Origin of the sequence: Afipia sp. P52-10 (genome assembly GCF_000516555.1) — a bacterium.
Taxonomy (GTDB): Bacteria; Pseudomonadota; Alphaproteobacteria; order Rhizobiales; family Xanthobacteraceae; genus P52-10.
Genome location: NZ_AZSJ01000003.1, coordinates 1,582,813 through 1,597,337 on the forward strand (window position 1 = coordinate 1,582,813; position 14,525 = coordinate 1,597,337).

Consider the following 14,525-nt stretch of genomic DNA (forward strand, 5'->3'; position numbering starts at 1 on the left):
AGCTTGCGCTGGAGCCCCTCGACGTTTGGGGCAGTGCCGGGTTTGTGCCCCAACCGTTGTCTCTCGGTCTGACGTCTCTTGGTCTGATCTTTCTCCGGCTCTCGAGTCGATTCCGCGTGGGTAACCGGTTCCGATCAGATCGGATGTGAACGCGGCGTGGCCGCCGCGCTCGATCTCACATGTTGTAGGCGCGCTCGGTGTGCTCGGTGACGTCGAGGCCTTCGCGCTCGTTTTCGGTCGAGACGCGCAGCCCGACGATCACGTCGACGATCTTGAACAGGATCGCCGAACCGATGCCCGACCACAGCAGGGTGAAGCCGACGGCCTTGATCTGCGACATCATCTGGGCGGCGAAGTCGTAGCCGGCCTGGGCGGTCTCGTAGTTCATCACGCCGCTGCCGCCGAGGCTCGGATTGACCAGGATGCCGGTGCCGATCGCGCCGACGATGCCGCCGATGCAGTGGACGCCGAACACATCGAGCGAGTCGTCGTAGCCGAGCGCGTTCTTGATCGCGGTGCAGAAGATCAGGCAGACGACGCCGGCGACGAGGCCGAGCACGATCGCACCCATGATGCCGGAGAAACCTGCCGCCGGCGTCACCGCCACGAGGCCCGCGATCGCGCCGGACAGTGCGCCCAGCAGCGAGGGATGGCCCTTGACGATCCACTCGGCGAACATCCACGACAGCGCCGCTGCCGCAGTGGCGACGAAGGTGTTGGCCATCGCGAGGGCCGCGCCACCATTGGCTTCGAGATTCGAGCCGGCGTTGAAGCCGAACCAGCCAACCCACAGCAACGCCGCACCGATCATGGTCATGGTCAGCGAGTGCGGAGCCATCAGCTCCTTGCCGTAGCCGATCCGCTTGCCGATGATCAGCGCGCCGACGAGACCGGCAATGCCGGCGTTGATGTGCACGACGGTACCGCCCGCGAAGTCGAGCGCGCCCATCTTGAACAGGAAGCCGCCGTCGGCGTTGACTTCGTCGAGTTTCGCCTGCGCCGCAGTCTTCGCCGCTGCGTCAGCCGCGGCAGCAACCGCCTTCGCCGCCTCGGTGATCGCGTCCGGGCCGGCCCAGTACCAGACCATGTGCGCCATCGGCAGGTAGATGATGGTGACCCACAGCGGTACGAACAGCGCCACCGCCGCGAACTTCATGCGTTCGGCGAACGCGCCGACGATCAGCGCGGGCGTGATCGCAGCGAACGTCAGCTGGAAGCAGAAGTAGACGAGCTCCGAGACCGCGACGTCGGGGCTGAAGGTGCCGACCTTGGAATCGGTGGTCACGCCGGCCATGAAGGCCTTGGAGAATCCGCCGATGAAGTCGGAGCCGCCGGTGAAGGCGAGGCTGTAACCGTAGACCGCGTAGAGCACCGCGACGATACAGACGGTGTAGAACACCTGCATCAGCACCGAGAGCATGTTCTTGGAGCGAACCAGGCCACCGTAGAACAGCGCGAGGCCCGGGATGGTCATCAACAGCACGAGCACCGTCGATGTCAGCATCCAGGCATTGTCACCCTTGTTGATGGTCGGTTCGGCATGCGCCGCGGTTGCGGCGAGCAGGCCGACTGCGAGGGCGATCAATCCCGCGCTGGTGGGACGCTTGAACGTCATTTGTCTTGTCTCCTGATTGGATAGGGATGTGCGCGGGATCAGAGGGCGGCAGCGTCGGATTCGCCGGTGCGGATGCGCACAGCATGATCGAGGCCGATCACGAAGATCTTGCCGTCGCCGATCTGGCCGGTCTTGGCCGCGCCAGTGATCGCTTCGATGGTCTTGTCGACCTGATCGGATGCGACCGCGACTTCGAGCTTGATCTTGGGCAGGAAGCTCACCGCGTACTCGGCGCCGCGGTAGATTTCCGTGTGGCCTTTCTGGCGGCCATAGCCTTTGACCTCGGTGACCGTCAGGCCATGAACGCCGATGGCGGTCAGGGCGTCACGAACCTCTTCCAGTTTGAATGGCTTGATAATCGCCATAACTATTTTCATGAGTTCTTCCCCGCTTGCACCCGGACCGGAACGTCCGGGCTTCCCGACTGAGACGACCACGCGAGCATCCCGCGGGCACAGCCGAGCAAGGGGAATCAAATGGCGTGCCAGTTCGCCGCCGGTTGCTAAGGAACTCTGAATGCAGGCTTATTTCGCCGGCGACAGAGACCGGCCGCGCCGCGTTGTTTGGTCGCGCCTAAACTCTGATCACAGCTGCATAGATTCGCGGCACGTCAGGGTCTCGACACAATCCTGCCTAGCGGCAAGGCAAATCGTCGGTAGCAAGGTAGCGAACGGCTACTGAAGAGCTTCGCCATGCTGGGTGATATCCAGCCCTTCCATCTCGTGCTGCAGCGGGGTGCGCAGCGCGACGAACAGGCCGACGAGTTTTAGCAGGACGAAGGTTGCGGCTGCCGCCCAGACCAGCGTGACGGCCACGCCATAGAGCTGGGCCCAGAGTTGTTGCAGGTTGCCCTCCAACAGGCCGGACGTCCCGCAGATCGCGGCGGTGGCGAAGACGCCGGCCAGGATCGTGCCGGCCAGGCCGCCGATGCCGTGAACGCCGAACACGTCGAGGGAATCGTCGTAGTTCAGCCGGTGCTTCAGGCTGGTGCAGGCCCAGAAGCACAGCGCGCCGGCGATCACACCGATGATGACGCCGTGCCAGGGCTCGACGAAGCCGGATGCGGGGGTGATCGTGCCAAGGCCTGCGATCGCACCGGAGATCATGCCGAGCACCGACGGCTTGCGGCGTGTCGCCCATTCGATCGCCGCCCAGGTGAGCGCGCCGGCACAGGCGGCGAGATGGGTGGCGACCAAGGCCATCACCGCGCGGGCGTTGGCGCCGAGCGCGGAGCCGCCGTTGAAGCCAAACCAGCCGACCCATAACAGGCCGGTGCCGATCACCGCGAGCGACAGATCGTAAGGCGCGAGATTGTCGGTGCCGTAGCCGTGGCGGCGGCCGAGCACAACCGCTGCGACCAGTCCGCTGACGCCCGCGCTCAAGTGGACGACGAGGCCGCCGGCGAAGTCGAGCACACCGGCGCTGGCGAGAAAACCGCCGCCCCAGACCCAGTGCGCGAGCGGAAGATAGACGACGACGAACCAGCCGAACGAGAACAGAAGATAGGCGGAAAAACGCATGCGATCCGCCACCGAGCCCGCGACCAGCGCCACCGTGATGATGGCGAACGTCATCTGGTAGAGCATGAACAGGGCTTCGGGGATCGTCTTGGCCGCCGGGTTGACGCTGTCCATCGTCATGCCGAGCAGAAAGGCACGATCGAACGAGCCGATAAACGGCCCGTCACCGACGAATGTCAGCGAGTAGCCGAAGGCGAACCAGAGCACCGAGACCATGGCGACTGCGGCAAGGCTTTGCGCCATCGTCGCCAGCACGTTCTTTTTGCGCACCATGCCGGAATAGAACAGCGCCAGCCCGGGGATCGTCATCATCAGCACGAAGGCGGTGGCAACGATCATCCACGCGGTGTCGGCGGGATCGATCTTGGCTGGTTGCTGCGCGAAAGCTGGAAAAGCCGAACAGGCAAGAACAATTGCGGCGCCAGAAACCGCGCGGCAAAGCGAGGCCGTCATGTCGAATCCCCCAAATTCCAGCGTCAGCGATGGCGTCAGAGCGCGTCGCTGTCGGTTTCCCCCGTACGAATCCTCACGGCATTTTCGATCGTCGTGACGAACACCTTGCCGTCGCCGATCTGGCCGGTCCGTGCGCGTGCGGTAATGACCTCGACCGCCTTGTCCGCGAGGCTGGAGTCGACGGCGACTTCGATCCGCAGCTTCGGCAGGAAGTTCACGACATATTCGGCGCCGCGATAGATTTCAGTGTGGCCCTTCTGGCGCCCGTAACCCTTCACCTCGGTCACGGTCATGCCATGGACGCCGATTTCGGTCAGGGCCTGACGAACCTCGTCGAGCTTGAACGGCTTAATGATCGCAACAATCAACTTCATGGTCATGCCCCGATTGGCCGACCCTTCGGTACGATCGGCAACGCACACGGCTGCCGACCTTATCGGCAGACTGCGCAAGAGTTAAGCGGCAGGGCGGCGCTTTTCCGCCCTGTCCGCAAAATTTCCGGTCAAATGTGATGCGTCACGCGACAGGCGGCGTTGCCGTAGGCGACCGCAACCGCACGAGGCCTTCCTGTGCGACGGTGGCGACATGCACGCCATCGCGGGTGAAGATCATGCCGCGGGCCAGTCCCCGGCCGCCATTGGCGCTGGGGCTGTCCTGCGAATAGAGCATCCATTCGTCGGCGCGGAACGGTCGATGGAACCACATGGCGTGATCGAGACTCGCCGCCATGATGTTGTCCTTGAACAGCGCTTCCCCGTGCCGCGCTGCGATTGAGTCGAGCAGCGCCATGTCGGATGCGTAGGCCAGCGCGCATTGATGGATTGCCGGATCGTCGGGCAGCTCGACATTGGTCTTGATCCAGAAGTTGATCCGGCCACCCGGGGCCTTTTGGCCGAGATAGCGCTCGAATTCCACCGGGCGCATTTCCACCGGGCGGCGGCGGAACGGTCGATCGCTCTCATAGAAGCGCTTCACGAACTTCGGCGCATCCTTCAGCAGCGGGTGGCCGGCCATCTTCTCCGGCGAGAAAGCCTCCGGGGGCGGCACCTCGGGCATGACCTCCTGGTGGCTGAAACTGTCCTTCTCCGGTTTCGCGAACGAGACGATCATCGAGAAGATCGCTTGGCCGTGTTGAATCCCGGTGACCCGCCGGGTCGAGAAGCTGCGTCCGTCGCGCAGCCGGCCGACCTCGTAGATGATCGGAACGGTCGGATCGCCGGGCAGGATGAAATAAGCGTGCAGGGAGTGGGGCAGCCGCTCGTCCACCGTGCGGCAAGCGGCAACCATCGCCTGTCCGATCACCTGTCCGCCGAACACGCGCGGCCATTTCGATCGCGGGCTGATGCCGCGAAACAGGTTCACCTCGATCGGTTCGAGGTCGAGCAGCTTGAGCAGGTGAATGGCTTGGTCGGACATCGGCTACGAGGCTATCACGTTGGTTTGGCTGGAAAGTCCGGCGTTGTCGCGCAGGTGCGGCCTCGTGGCAAGGGCTGCAAGGAGCGAGGCCGTCAAGGGTTGGCGGGGACGGCAAAACTGCATAAATCGTGGGTTCACCTGCGAGAGTCCGGTACCACGGTCCGGGACTCGGCGGCATGGCGCGAACCGGGCTGAGATGGACATGACGGAACGCAAGAGCATTGTCATCGGCGGGGGCGGTTTTGCCGGCCTGGCACTGGCGCTGGCGCTGCGCCAGGGGCTCGGGGAAGGCTTTACGATCATCGTCGCCGATCCAGCCTTGGCCACGCGCCCGAGCCGGGACCCGCGTGCGTCGGCGATCATTGCCGCGGGTCGCAATCTGTTCGAGACGCTCGGGGTCTGGGGAGCGGTGGCGTCGCATGCGCAACCGATTCTGGACATGGTGGTGACCGACAGCCGTCTCGAGGACGTGGCGCGGCCGGTGTTCCTCACCTTTGCGACTGAGCCTGGCCGGTCTGCTGACGGCGAAACTGCGGAAGCTTCGCAGCCCTTCGCGCATATGGTCGAAAACCGTTTCCTGATCGATGCGCTGGTCGAGGCCTGCACGGCGCAGGGCGTCACGTTGCGACCGACCGCGGTGACGAACTTCAGCCATGGGCACGGCACCATTGCCGTCACCTTCGCCGACGGTGATCTGACGGAGGCTGCTCTGCTGGTGGCAGCAGACGGGGGGCGGTCGGCGCTGCGTGAACGCGCCGGCATTCCAACTTACGGCTGGGACTACGATCAATCCGGGATCGTCGTGACCGTCGCGCACGAGCGCGAACACAATGGCCGGGCCGAGGAGCATTTCCTGCCGGCCGGTCCCTTTGCGATCCTGCCGCTGACCGGCAAGCGGGCGTCGCTGGTCTGGACTGAAACACGCCGCGATGCCGAACGGATCGTCGCGTTGCCGGAGGATGCCTTCAGGCACGAGCTCACGCGGCGCTTCGGCCTGCATCTTGGCGAGTTGCATGCGGAGACCACACCGCGCGCATTCCCGCTCGGTTATTTCATCGCGCGCTCGTTCGTCGGCGAGCGGTTGGCGCTGGTCGGCGATGCGGCGCATGTGATCCATCCGATTGCCGGGCAGGGCCTCAATCTCGGCTTGAAGGACATTGCCGCGCTTGCCGAAGTGGTGGTCGATGCCGTGCGGCTCGGGCTCGATCCTGGGCAGGCGGATGTGCTGGAGCGCTATCAGCGCTGGCGCAGGTTCGACACGATGGCCATGGGCGTCGCCACGAACGGCCTCAACGTGCTGTTCTCGAACCGGTCGTCGCTGTTGCGGACGGTGCGCGACATCGGTCTTGGCCTGGTCGACCGCATGCCGCCGTTGAAGAACGCCCTGATCCAGCAGGCGGCGGGGTTGCGCGGTGAGGTGCCGCGGCTGCTGCGCGGCGAGACGCTTTGAATAAAGCCGCTCCTGTCAGTCGGCGTCGATCTGACGCGCTTCCTCCGGCAACATGATCGGAATGCCGTCGCGGATCGGATAGGCGAGCTTCGCGGAGCGCGAGATCAATTCCTGGCGTGCGCTATCGTACTCCAACCGCCCCTTGGTCAGCGGGCAGACCAGGAACTCCAAAAGCTTCGGATCGACGGTGTCGGCAGGCGGCATCGCAGGACGCTCCAAGCAATCTACGCTGCGGTGGTCGCATTCCGCGCGGCGGCCGTCAACGGCGGCGGCGCGGTTCTGCCACGGTCACTGCAGCGGTGGCTCGCCCGTCGTTCTCTTCTTGGCGAGCTCAATTTCCGTCACCGCGACCAGGATCTCGGCGCGAGTTTTCAGGTTCGGCGCTTCAAGCAGCGCCTGCTTCTCGGGTGCGCCATAGGGCGACATCATCGCCAGCGCATTGACCAGTGCCTCGTTCGGGGCCCGCTCGATGCCGTCCCAATCGGCCTTCAGATTGTTGGCTTTCAAAAAGTCCGACAACACCCGCAGCACCTCGTCGCGGTTGACCAGGTCCTCGCCCTTGCGGGCCGTGAAATCGTCCACGAACGGAAAGTAGTCGACCCGGCACTGGCGGTAGGGAGTCGAGACCGTCAGCTCCTCGACGACCTTGAATCGGGAAATGCCTGTGAGTTCGAGCAGATAGCGGCCATCGCCGGTCTCGCCGAGCTGGGTGATACGGCCGACGCAGCCGATGTTGAACAGCGCCGGACGATCGGCATTGCCGGAGTTGACGACATCCGGCTGGATCATGCCGATCAGCCGGTGTCCATCGCGCAGCGCATCGTCGACCATCGCCAGATAGCGCGGCTCGAAGATGTTCAGCGGCATCTGGCCGCGCGGCAGCAGCAAGGCGCCGGTTAGCGGAAACACCGGAATAACCTCGATGAGGTCAGCCGGACCGCGATAGGTGGCATTGATCGGCATCTGCGTCCCCGCGTTACGCCGTCGTGATTGCGCTCTTAAGAGAACAGAATCGATGACAACCGCTTGCGCCCTTCGACCGTGGCGTCGTCCGCGCCGCCCCAGGCTTCGAAGAACTGGACGAGCTGCTTGCGCGCGCCGTCGTCGTTCCACGTCCGATCCCGCTTCACAATGTCCAGCAGATGATTGGCAGCATTGAGGCGATCGCCGTTGGCGTTGAGCGCCAGCGCCAGATCGAAGCGCGCCTGATGGTCGAGCGGGTTGGCGGCGAGCTTCTGCTCCAGTTCTGTGACCGGACCGAGCGATTTCGCCTGCTCGGCGAGATCGATCGCCGCCTGCACCGCCTTGACCGCGGCCTCGCCGCGCTTGGCCTCGGGGATCATCGCCAGCGTTTGCTTGGCCTGGTCGATCGCGTCGGTCTCGACATAGCAGCGGGCGAGGCCCGCCAGCGCCACGATATTGGTCGAGTCCTCCTGCAGCACCTCCGCGTAGATCGAAGCGGCCGTGCTCGTATCGCCCTCGTTCAACGCCGTTTCCGCCTCCTTCAGAAGGTCGGCGACACTGGCCGGGCCCGGCATGCCCTTGGTCAGCTTGTCGATGAAGGCGGTGACCTGGCTTTCCGGCAGCGCGCCCATAAAGCCGTCCGCGGGCCGTCCGTCGGCAAATGCGATCACGGCGGGAATCGATTGGATGCCCATCTGGCCCGGAATCTGCGGGTGTTCGTCGATGTTCATCTTGACCAGCTTGACCTTGCCCTTGGCGGCGCGGACCGCTTTCTCAAGAATCGGCGTAAGCTGGCGGCAGGGGCCGCACCAAGGAGCCCAGAAGTCGATCAAGACCGGCTGGCGTTTCGATTCCTCGATCACATCCTTAACGAAGGTCTGCGTCGTGGTGTCCTTGATCAGGTCGCCACCGGCTGGCGTGGCGCCATTGCCTTCAACTATCGTCACGTTCGTCCTCGCCCGGTTTGCAGTCCTGGTTCCATAGCATGCTCGCGACATAAATGGCGGTTTTGGTGGGATTTTCAATGCGGAACGGTCGCCGGGCTGTTTCTGAGGGTGCTTTGCGGCGCGATGCCTCGTTTTTACGGCCGACCAGTTTTTATCTTTGAAAATGAATGCCGTGGCCCCCACACAGCCTGTTGCAATGCGCACAGGGTTTTGGCATAGGAAGGCGGCTGCGCGGCCGCTGGCCGCCATTTCTCTCGGATGCGGGTGTAGCTCAGGGGTAGAGCACAACCTTGCCAAGGTTGGGGTCGAGGGTTCGAATCCCTTCGCCCGCTCCAGTTTTTCATAGAAAAATCAAGCACTTGAAGACGGCCCTTCGGGGCCGTTTTTGTTTAGAGTGGCATCCATCGGTCATGATCTAGGCGCAGTCTAGGCAACCGGATGGAAGTCGCCGGATGCGGTAGCGCGCTGACGGCGGTCCGCTGACAAGCGAACCAACCGCCGGCTGTCGTTCGGCGACATATGCGAATGCTTCTCATTAGCGTTTCAAAACTCATCGGATTATACTCCTGTCAGCGTCTGATGATCCGAATCGGTTGCACGGTTCGGACGGCCACAATTGCGGCGTGTCAACGGCATACCATTGAAAAGGTCGCGCATCAGCCGAACATAAAGTCTCCCGGTGACGCCAGACTAGGCGGGGCCGGAAGCGCCAGGAGGAGTTCCGATCACTGGCAGCGGGTATCGAACTGAGACATTTGCGCTATGCGGTCGCCGCTGCTCATTTCCAGAGCTTCAGGCGCGCGGCTGAGGAACTTGGTGTCAAGCAATCGACGCTGAGCCGCTGCATTCGCCAGATGGAAGACCGATTGGGCGTCAAGATATTCGAGCGAACCAGCGGCGGTGTGCGCCTGACGACCGCCGGCGCCGAAGTGCTGCGCACCTCCCGCCACCTTGTCGAAACCGTCGACCATATGGAGGCGACCGCCAAAGACATGGGCAAGGGCGAATCCGGCCAGCTCACCGTCGGGTTTTACACGTCGCTGTCGGCCGGAAATCTGCGCGCCAGCCTGATCGAATATGCAGCCCGCTTTCCGAAAGTGGACATTCAGACGATCGAGGGAACGCGGCGGAGCCTGTTCGCCGGCCTGGAGCGCGGCACGCTCGACGTCGCCATCGTCACCGGAGAGCCGACCGCACGCAATGTGAAGGCCATGCCGCTTTGGAGCGAGCGCGTCATGGTCGCGCTGCCCGAAGGCCACCGGCTGGCCAGCAACAACATCGTCTACTGGACGGATCTCAGGGACGAGACCTTCCTCCTCAGCCACCGTGATCCGGGACCGGAGATTCAGGACATCCTTCTGGCGAAGCTCGCCGCGCCCGGCGAGCGGCCGAAGGTCATCAGCCATGACATCAGCCGCGAGAACATCAAGAGCCTGGTCGGCGCGGGGTTCGGCGTCAGCCTGATGTGCGAGGCATGCATTGGCGCCAGCTATGCGGGCGTGGTCTATCGCGAGGCGCGCGATGGCAACGGCCCGAGCCGGATCAGCTATGCCGCCTACTGGCAAGGTGACAACGACAATCCGGCGCTGGCGCATTTCCTCAAGCTGCTCGAGGAGCGTTATCCCTTGCTGGGCAATGGCGATTGAGGGTTTCGCCGCGCCTTCGCGAATGCGCGATCGGTCGCCATGAAGCGTTCCACCATCGGGGCAATCAGCTTGGCCGGCTCGCCCACAGGCTGGCCCGTCTCCCGGCCCAGGACCTCGGCATAGGCGACGAGGTCGCGATGCACCGCGGCGGGAAGCTCGATGGTGAGTTTGACGGGTCGGTCGTCAGCGATGGGGCCGAGTTTCAGCTTCGCCATGTCAACTTCCGTAGGGCTCGAGGACAAGATCGCGCGTAACGACCACGCGGACCGGAAAGCCGGGCCGGATGGTCAGCGTCGGCGCCACGTTGAGCTGGCGCCGAACGATCTGCTGGCCGGCATCGTTGATCGTGTCCTGCGCCCCGCCGCGAATGGCGCTGATCAGCCGATCATTGTCGTCGGCGGCCAGTTCCGCGCCGATGCCGAGCAGGGTCGAGAGCGCGGCCGCCTTTGCGATGTCCCACCAATGATAGTCGACGCCGTCCTCGAGGCCGGCATAGCCTTCAGCGTCTGCACCCGGCTGGCGCTCGAGTACGATTGACCGGCCGTTCGGCATGATGAGGCGGTTCCAGACGAGGAGCACGCGCCTTTGGCCGAAACCGACGCCATTGTCGTACTGGCCGATCAGTCGTGTGCCCTGGGGCACGAGCAGCAGCCGGCCGGTCGGGCTGTCATAGACGTTCTCAGTCACCTGCGCGGTGATCTGGCCCGGCAGGTCGGAGCGGATGCCGGTGATCAAGGCCGCCGGGATGACGGCGCCCGCCTGGAGCACATAGGGAGAGGCCGGCGCGGCGATGCGGTCGGGCGAGACGGTGCGGCGGTCGACGGCCGCATTGAGGAAGGCGAGCTGCCGCTCCTGCGCCGAGGGTGTCGCCGGCTGCGGCGCCAGGCCCAGACTGGCGAGGTCGGGCAGGACCGGCTGATTGGACGACGCGGAATCGGGATTGGCGGCTGAAGGCGGGCGGGTCTCGGTCGCTGCGAACAGCCGGCTCGTGCGAGCGGCTTCGATCTCCTGGAGCCGGCGCTGCTCTTCGGCGCTAATGCCCGGGGTTGGCGCCGCCATTCCAGGCACCGGGACGGCCTGGCCGCGGTTCTGTGCGTCGAGGATTGGGCGGCCGAGATCGCCGGGAAGCGGTTGCCCCAGGATCGGACCGGTATAGTCGCGCGGCAGTCCGGCGAGGCCATCCGCCGTCGTGCGGTTCTCGGTCGAGTAGAGTTCCTGCGCCTGCTTTCCGCCGTCGCGGGTCTGGAGCGCGTAGATCAGCGCGCCGCCGATGCCGGCGCAAGCGATGAGGCCGATTCCGGCCAGCACCTTCGGCGACAGCCGCGTGACGCGCGGCGGCTCGGCGCGCAGACGCATGGCGGGCGGCGCCGCGGGCTCGCCGGTCAGCGGCCGAGCCTCGTCAGGCTCTGCCCCTTCCTCTTTCCGGGGATCATTGTCACTCACGACGCGGGCCTCCCATCGGTGCGCACGACGCGGACGCGCTTCTGGGAACTGCCGGCGCCGAAGCGCAGTTCGGCGGCGGCGAACAGCCGGTCGACGATCATGTAGTTGCCGCGCACGCGGTAATTGACCAATTCCGAGCTATTGCCCTCCGGCCCGACGATGAACAGCGGCGGCATCTCGCCCTGGCCGATCCCGCGCGGGAACTCGATGAAGACTTGACGGCCGTCGTCATAGGCGCGCAAGGGTCGCCACGGCGCCCGGTCACCTTCGACCGCATAGCGGAAATTGATGTTGGCAAGATCGACGCCGGTCGCGACGGGCTGGGCAGCCTGGGCCTCGGCATTCTGCCGGCGGAGCGCAATGAGCTGGTCCTGCGGATATTGCCAGGAGACCGAGGCCATATAGGTTCGCTCGGTCGACCGCAGCTCCATGTGGTAGGTGCGCCGGTCGGTGTTGATGACGAGATTGGTGGTGAGGTCGGCGCGTGTCGGCTTCACCAGGATGTGGATCTGTTTCGTCGCGCCCGATCCGCTCTCGGTGTCGCCGATGATCCAGCGCACGGTGTCGCCGGCGGCGACGGGACCGGAGCCGACGAGCTGCTCGCCGGGCTGGAGCGCGATATCGGTGATCTGGCCGACGGCGGTATAGACCTGATAGAGAGCTCCTCCCGTGAAGGGATAGACCTGCATCGCATTGATGAAGCCGTCGCGCACCGGCTGCACGCGCGCGGCCGCATTGGCCTGATTGACCCGCGCGGCGGGATCGGCAGGCTCGGGCGTGCGCTGCGCCTCATTCACCGGCTTCATCTGCCCAGGCAACGGCAAGGGCTTTGGCAGTTCAACCACCTGCACCGGCGCGGGCGGATCGGCGCGCAGCGTCGCCGGTGCTGCGTCATCATAGGAAATCTCAGGCGGTCTGTGCGTCGTCGCACAACCGGCGAGCGCGGTCGTGCAAAGCAGCAGAAGCGGCAGCGCGGATTTGCGCAAGGTCGGCAATACGATTGTGGGGAAAGCCGTGTTTCCGGCTTTGTGGAAATGCGGCTTCATTGCCCAAGCTCCCGTGACCAGTTGATGGCGTTGACGTAGATGCCGAGCGGGTTGGCCCGGAGTTTCTCGGTGTCGCGCGGCGGCTGCACGACGACGGTGAGGATGGCGGTCCAGCGCGAGGTCTCGGCGAGCGCGCCGTCCTGATAACGGCGCTCGGTCCAGGCGACGCGGAAAGACTCGGGCGACGCCCGGATGACGCTGGAGACGTCGATGGCGACCTGCTGCTTGCCGACCCTGGTGAAGGGATCGTTCGAGCGGGCATAGTCGTTGAGCGCCATCGCGCCCCGGTCGGTCGTGAAGTCGTAGGCGCGCAGCCAGTTCTGCCGCACGATGATCGCGTCGGCGGGAATCGAGCGGACCTGCTCGATGAAGCGGGCAAGGTGCCAGGCGATCTGGGGGTCGGTCGGTCGATAGTCTGCAACGGCCGGGGCCACCGCCTGCGCCTGGCCGAGATTGTCGACCTGCACCACCCAGGGGACGACGGTGCCGCGCCCCGATTGCCAGACGAGGGCCGCGGCGAATCCGGCCGAGAGGAACAGGCAGCCGAAGGCCATCAGCCGCCAGTTCCTCGCCTGGACGCGCGCCGAGCCGATGCGCTCGTCCCACACCTGCGCGGCCTTCTGGTAGGGCGTTTCCGGCGCGGGCGTCCTGCCGTAATGGGTGGATGGTCGTTTGAACATCAGCGATCACTTTCGGAAAGATTGATGGAAGAGCCCGAGCCATGGCTGTCGCCGGCGCGGACGGCGTGCGCGGCGGCGGACACGCCGTGACTCATGGTCTGGGAGCGCCTCATCCGCCTGGCCCAATCCGGCGGCCCGTCAGTTCGTTCGGACGCCTCGGTCGTTCGCCCGCCGATCGTGCCCATGATCGAAGTGCCGCCCGTGTATTCGAGGGCCGACTTGCCGCCCTCGGTGAAGCTCGATTTCACGGCTTGGGAGGCGCGCGTTGCTGCTCGGCGAAGGGGCGATATGGCTGCGCCGCCCGCCGCGTGGGCAACGGCGCCAAGGCCGGAAGCCACACTCGCGGCGCCCGTCTGGCCAGCGGCGCCGAGGCTGTAGGCGGTCGACGCGCCGCCCGCGAGCGCGGCCCCGCCCCGCGCGGCGGCGGCTCCGCCGGACAGGGCGGCCCCGCCTCCACGAAGCACCATGCCGCCTGCCGCTCCTGCCGCCACCATGGCACCGCCGGCGGCGAGACCGGCTCCGACGGCGGCGCCCGCGCCGAGCTGCGGGCCGCCGGAGACGAGACCATTGGCGATGCCCGGGCCGAAGATGCCGAGGCCGAGCAGCGACAGCGCGGCGAGCACGATCGCCATCGCCTCGTCGATGGTCGGGGTCGCGCCGCCGAAGCCGGCGGTGAATTCGGAGAAGAGCGTCGAGCCGATGCCGATGATGACGGCGAGCACGAGAACCTTGATGCCCGACGAGATGATGTTGCCGAGCACCCGTTCGGCCATGAAGGCCGACTTGCCGAAGAGCCCGAAGGGAATGAGCACGAAGCCGGCGAGCGTCGTCAGCTTGAACTCGATCAGCGTGACGAAAAGCTGGACGGCGAGGATGAAGAAAGCGAGCAGCACCAGCGCCCAGGCGAGGAACATGCAGGCGATCTGGATGAAGTTCTCGAAGAACGACCAGTAGCCCATCAGGTCGGAGATGGAGTCGAGCAGCGGCCGGCCTGCATCGAGGCCGGTCTGCGCCACCCTGCCGGGACGCAGGAGATCGGCGGTCGAGAAGCCGGTGCCCGAGGCTTTCAGGCCGAGGCCGGCGAAGCTCTCGAAGACGATGCGGGCGAGATTGTTCCAGTTGGAGATGATGTAGGCGAAGACGCCGACGAACAGCGTCTTCTTGACGAGGCGGGCGATGATGTCGTCGTCGGCGCCCCAGCTCCAGAACAGCGCGGCCAGCGTCACGTCAATGACGATCAGCGTGGTCGCGATGAACGCGACCTCGGATCCAAGCAGACCGAAGCCGCTGTCGATGTAGCGGGTGAAGACCTCGAGGAAATGGTCGATGACGCCGGTCCCGCCCAT

15 protein-coding genes and 1 tRNA gene are annotated in these 14,525 nt (G+C 65.2%); 3 read left to right on the plus strand and 13 right to left on the minus strand.

What is annotated here, in order from left to right; genetic code table 11:
• Positions 1 to 175 precede the first annotated feature (175 nt).
• The 5 genes from X566_RS08840 to tesB form a co-directional block, all read right to left on the minus strand.
• Positions 176 to 1,615: an ammonium transporter gene (locus X566_RS08840; protein ID WP_034465320.1), complete on the minus strand. Its 1,440-nt coding sequence runs from the start codon at positions 1,613 to 1,615 to the stop codon at positions 176 to 178.
• Positions 1,616 to 1,653: 38 nt separating this feature from the next.
• Entirely contained in the window at positions 1,654 to 1,992 is a 339-nt protein-coding gene (locus X566_RS08845) for a P-II family nitrogen regulator (RefSeq protein WP_034465322.1), read from the minus strand.
• A gap of 297 nt (positions 1,993 to 2,289) precedes the next feature.
• Complete coding sequence (locus X566_RS08850) at positions 2,290 to 3,588, minus strand: ammonium transporter (RefSeq protein ID WP_034465325.1); 1,299 nt, start codon at positions 3,586 to 3,588, stop codon at positions 2,290 to 2,292.
• Positions 3,589 to 3,623: 35 nt separating this feature from the next.
• A complete protein-coding gene (locus X566_RS08855; RefSeq protein WP_034468221.1) occupies positions 3,624 to 3,962 on the minus strand; it encodes a P-II family nitrogen regulator in 339 nt (112 codons plus the stop codon).
• Positions 3,963 to 4,104: 142 nt separating this feature from the next.
• Positions 4,105 to 5,004 carry an acyl-CoA thioesterase II gene (tesB, locus tag X566_RS08860; protein ID WP_034465327.1) on the minus strand — a complete coding sequence of 300 codons (900 nt, stop codon included), beginning with the start codon at positions 5,002 to 5,004 and terminating at the stop codon, positions 4,105 to 4,107.
• 202 nt (positions 5,005 to 5,206) lie between these two features.
• Between tesB and X566_RS08865 the strand changes: the two genes are divergently transcribed.
• Positions 5,207 to 6,454 carry a ubiquinone biosynthesis hydroxylase gene (locus tag X566_RS08865; protein WP_034468222.1) on the plus strand — a complete coding sequence of 416 codons (1,248 nt, stop codon included), beginning with the start codon at positions 5,207 to 5,209 and terminating at the stop codon, positions 6,452 to 6,454.
• A gap of 15 nt (positions 6,455 to 6,469) precedes the next feature.
• On the opposite strand, the gene X566_RS08870 is transcribed toward X566_RS08865, so the two are convergent.
• The 3 genes from X566_RS08870 to trxA all read right to left on the minus strand — a co-directional run bounded on the left by X566_RS08870 (position 6,470) and on the right by trxA (position 8,364).
• On the minus strand, positions 6,470 to 6,658 hold the full coding sequence (locus tag X566_RS08870) for a Trm112 family protein (RefSeq protein WP_034465328.1): 189 nt from the start codon (positions 6,656 to 6,658) through the stop codon (positions 6,470 to 6,472).
• A gap of 84 nt (positions 6,659 to 6,742) precedes the next feature.
• The gene (locus tag X566_RS08875) at positions 6,743 to 7,417 is read right to left on the minus strand and encodes an LON peptidase substrate-binding domain-containing protein (protein WP_034465329.1); all 675 of its coding nucleotides are present in this window, start codon (positions 7,415 to 7,417) and stop codon (positions 6,743 to 6,745) included.
• A gap of 35 nt (positions 7,418 to 7,452) precedes the next feature.
• Positions 7,453 to 8,364 carry a thioredoxin gene (trxA, locus tag X566_RS08880; protein WP_034465330.1) on the minus strand — a complete coding sequence of 304 codons (912 nt, stop codon included), beginning with the start codon at positions 8,362 to 8,364 and terminating at the stop codon, positions 7,453 to 7,455.
• 260 nt (positions 8,365 to 8,624) lie between these two features.
• Between trxA and X566_RS08885 the strand changes: the two genes are divergently transcribed.
• Positions 8,625 to 8,699: transfer RNA gene (locus tag X566_RS08885), tRNA-Gly, on the plus strand.
• A gap of 420 nt (positions 8,700 to 9,119) precedes the next feature.
• Positions 9,120 to 10,010, plus strand: coding sequence for a LysR family transcriptional regulator (locus tag X566_RS08890; RefSeq protein ID WP_081740107.1), 891 nt, complete (start codon positions 9,120 to 9,122; stop codon positions 10,008 to 10,010).
• Here the strand turns inward: X566_RS08890 and X566_RS08895 are convergent.
• The 5 genes from X566_RS08895 to trbL are packed head-to-tail and all read right to left on the minus strand — an operon-like array spanning position 9,983 to position 14,525.
• Positions 9,983 to 10,225, minus strand: a complete 243-nt coding sequence (locus tag X566_RS08895; RefSeq protein WP_034465333.1) for a DUF2274 domain-containing protein — start codon at positions 10,223 to 10,225, stop codon at positions 9,983 to 9,985. The genes X566_RS08890 and X566_RS08895 overlap by 28 nt on opposite strands.
• A gap of 1 nt (position 10,226) precedes the next feature.
• Positions 10,227 to 11,453, minus strand: coding sequence for a TrbI/VirB10 family protein (locus X566_RS08900; protein WP_034465335.1), 1,227 nt, complete (start codon positions 11,451 to 11,453; stop codon positions 10,227 to 10,229).
• Complete coding sequence (gene trbG, locus X566_RS08905; protein ID WP_034465338.1) at positions 11,450 to 12,499, minus strand: P-type conjugative transfer protein TrbG; 1,050 nt, start codon at positions 12,497 to 12,499, stop codon at positions 11,450 to 11,452. The genes X566_RS08900 and trbG overlap by 4 nt, the downstream gene beginning before the upstream one ends.
• Positions 12,496 to 13,179, minus strand: a complete 684-nt coding sequence (gene trbF / locus X566_RS08910; RefSeq protein ID WP_034465340.1) for a conjugal transfer protein TrbF — start codon at positions 13,177 to 13,179, stop codon at positions 12,496 to 12,498. The genes trbG and trbF overlap by 4 nt, the downstream gene beginning before the upstream one ends.
• A complete protein-coding gene (gene trbL / locus X566_RS08915) occupies positions 13,179 to 14,525 on the minus strand; it encodes a P-type conjugative transfer protein TrbL (protein WP_034465341.1) in 1,347 nt (448 codons plus the stop codon). Before trbL ends, trbF begins: the two co-directional genes overlap by 1 nt.

What these genes read in the sequence shown, in the direction of transcription:
- X566_RS08840 (WP_034465320.1), bottom strand. Translation starts at nt 1,615, where the DNA reads ATGACGTTCAAGCGTCCCACCAGCGCGGGATTGATCGCCCTCGCAGTC.
- X566_RS08845 (WP_034465322.1), bottom strand. Translation starts at nt 1,992, where the DNA reads ATGAAAATAGTTATGGCGATTATCAAGCCATTCAAACTGGAAGAGGTT.
- X566_RS08850 (WP_034465325.1), bottom strand. Translation starts at nt 3,588, where the DNA reads ATGACGGCCTCGCTTTGCCGCGCGGTTTCTGGCGCCGCAATTGTTCTT.
- X566_RS08855 (WP_034468221.1), bottom strand. Translation starts at nt 3,962, where the DNA reads ATGAAGTTGATTGTTGCGATCATTAAGCCGTTCAAGCTCGACGAGGTT.
- tesB (WP_034465327.1), bottom strand. Translation starts at nt 5,004, where the DNA reads ATGTCCGACCAAGCCATTCACCTGCTCAAGCTGCTCGACCTCGAACCG.
- X566_RS08865 (WP_034468222.1), top strand. Translation starts at nt 5,207, where the DNA reads ATGACGGAACGCAAGAGCATTGTCATCGGCGGGGGCGGTTTTGCCGGC.
- X566_RS08870 (WP_034465328.1), bottom strand. Translation starts at nt 6,658, where the DNA reads ATGCCGCCTGCCGACACCGTCGATCCGAAGCTTTTGGAGTTCCTGGTC.
- X566_RS08875 (WP_034465329.1), bottom strand. Translation starts at nt 7,417, where the DNA reads ATGCCGATCAATGCCACCTATCGCGGTCCGGCTGACCTCATCGAGGTT.
- X566_RS08895 (WP_034465333.1), bottom strand. Translation starts at nt 10,225, where the DNA reads ATGGCGAAGCTGAAACTCGGCCCCATCGCTGACGACCGACCCGTCAAA.
- trbG (WP_034465338.1), bottom strand. Translation starts at nt 12,499, where the DNA reads ATGAAGCCGCATTTCCACAAAGCCGGAAACACGGCTTTCCCCACAATC.
- trbF (WP_034465340.1), bottom strand. Translation starts at nt 13,179, where the DNA reads ATGTTCAAACGACCATCCACCCATTACGGCAGGACGCCCGCGCCGGAA.
- trbL (WP_034465341.1), bottom strand. Translation starts at nt 14,525, where the DNA reads ATGGGCGGGACCGGCGTCATCGACCATTTCCTCGAGGTCTTCACCCGC.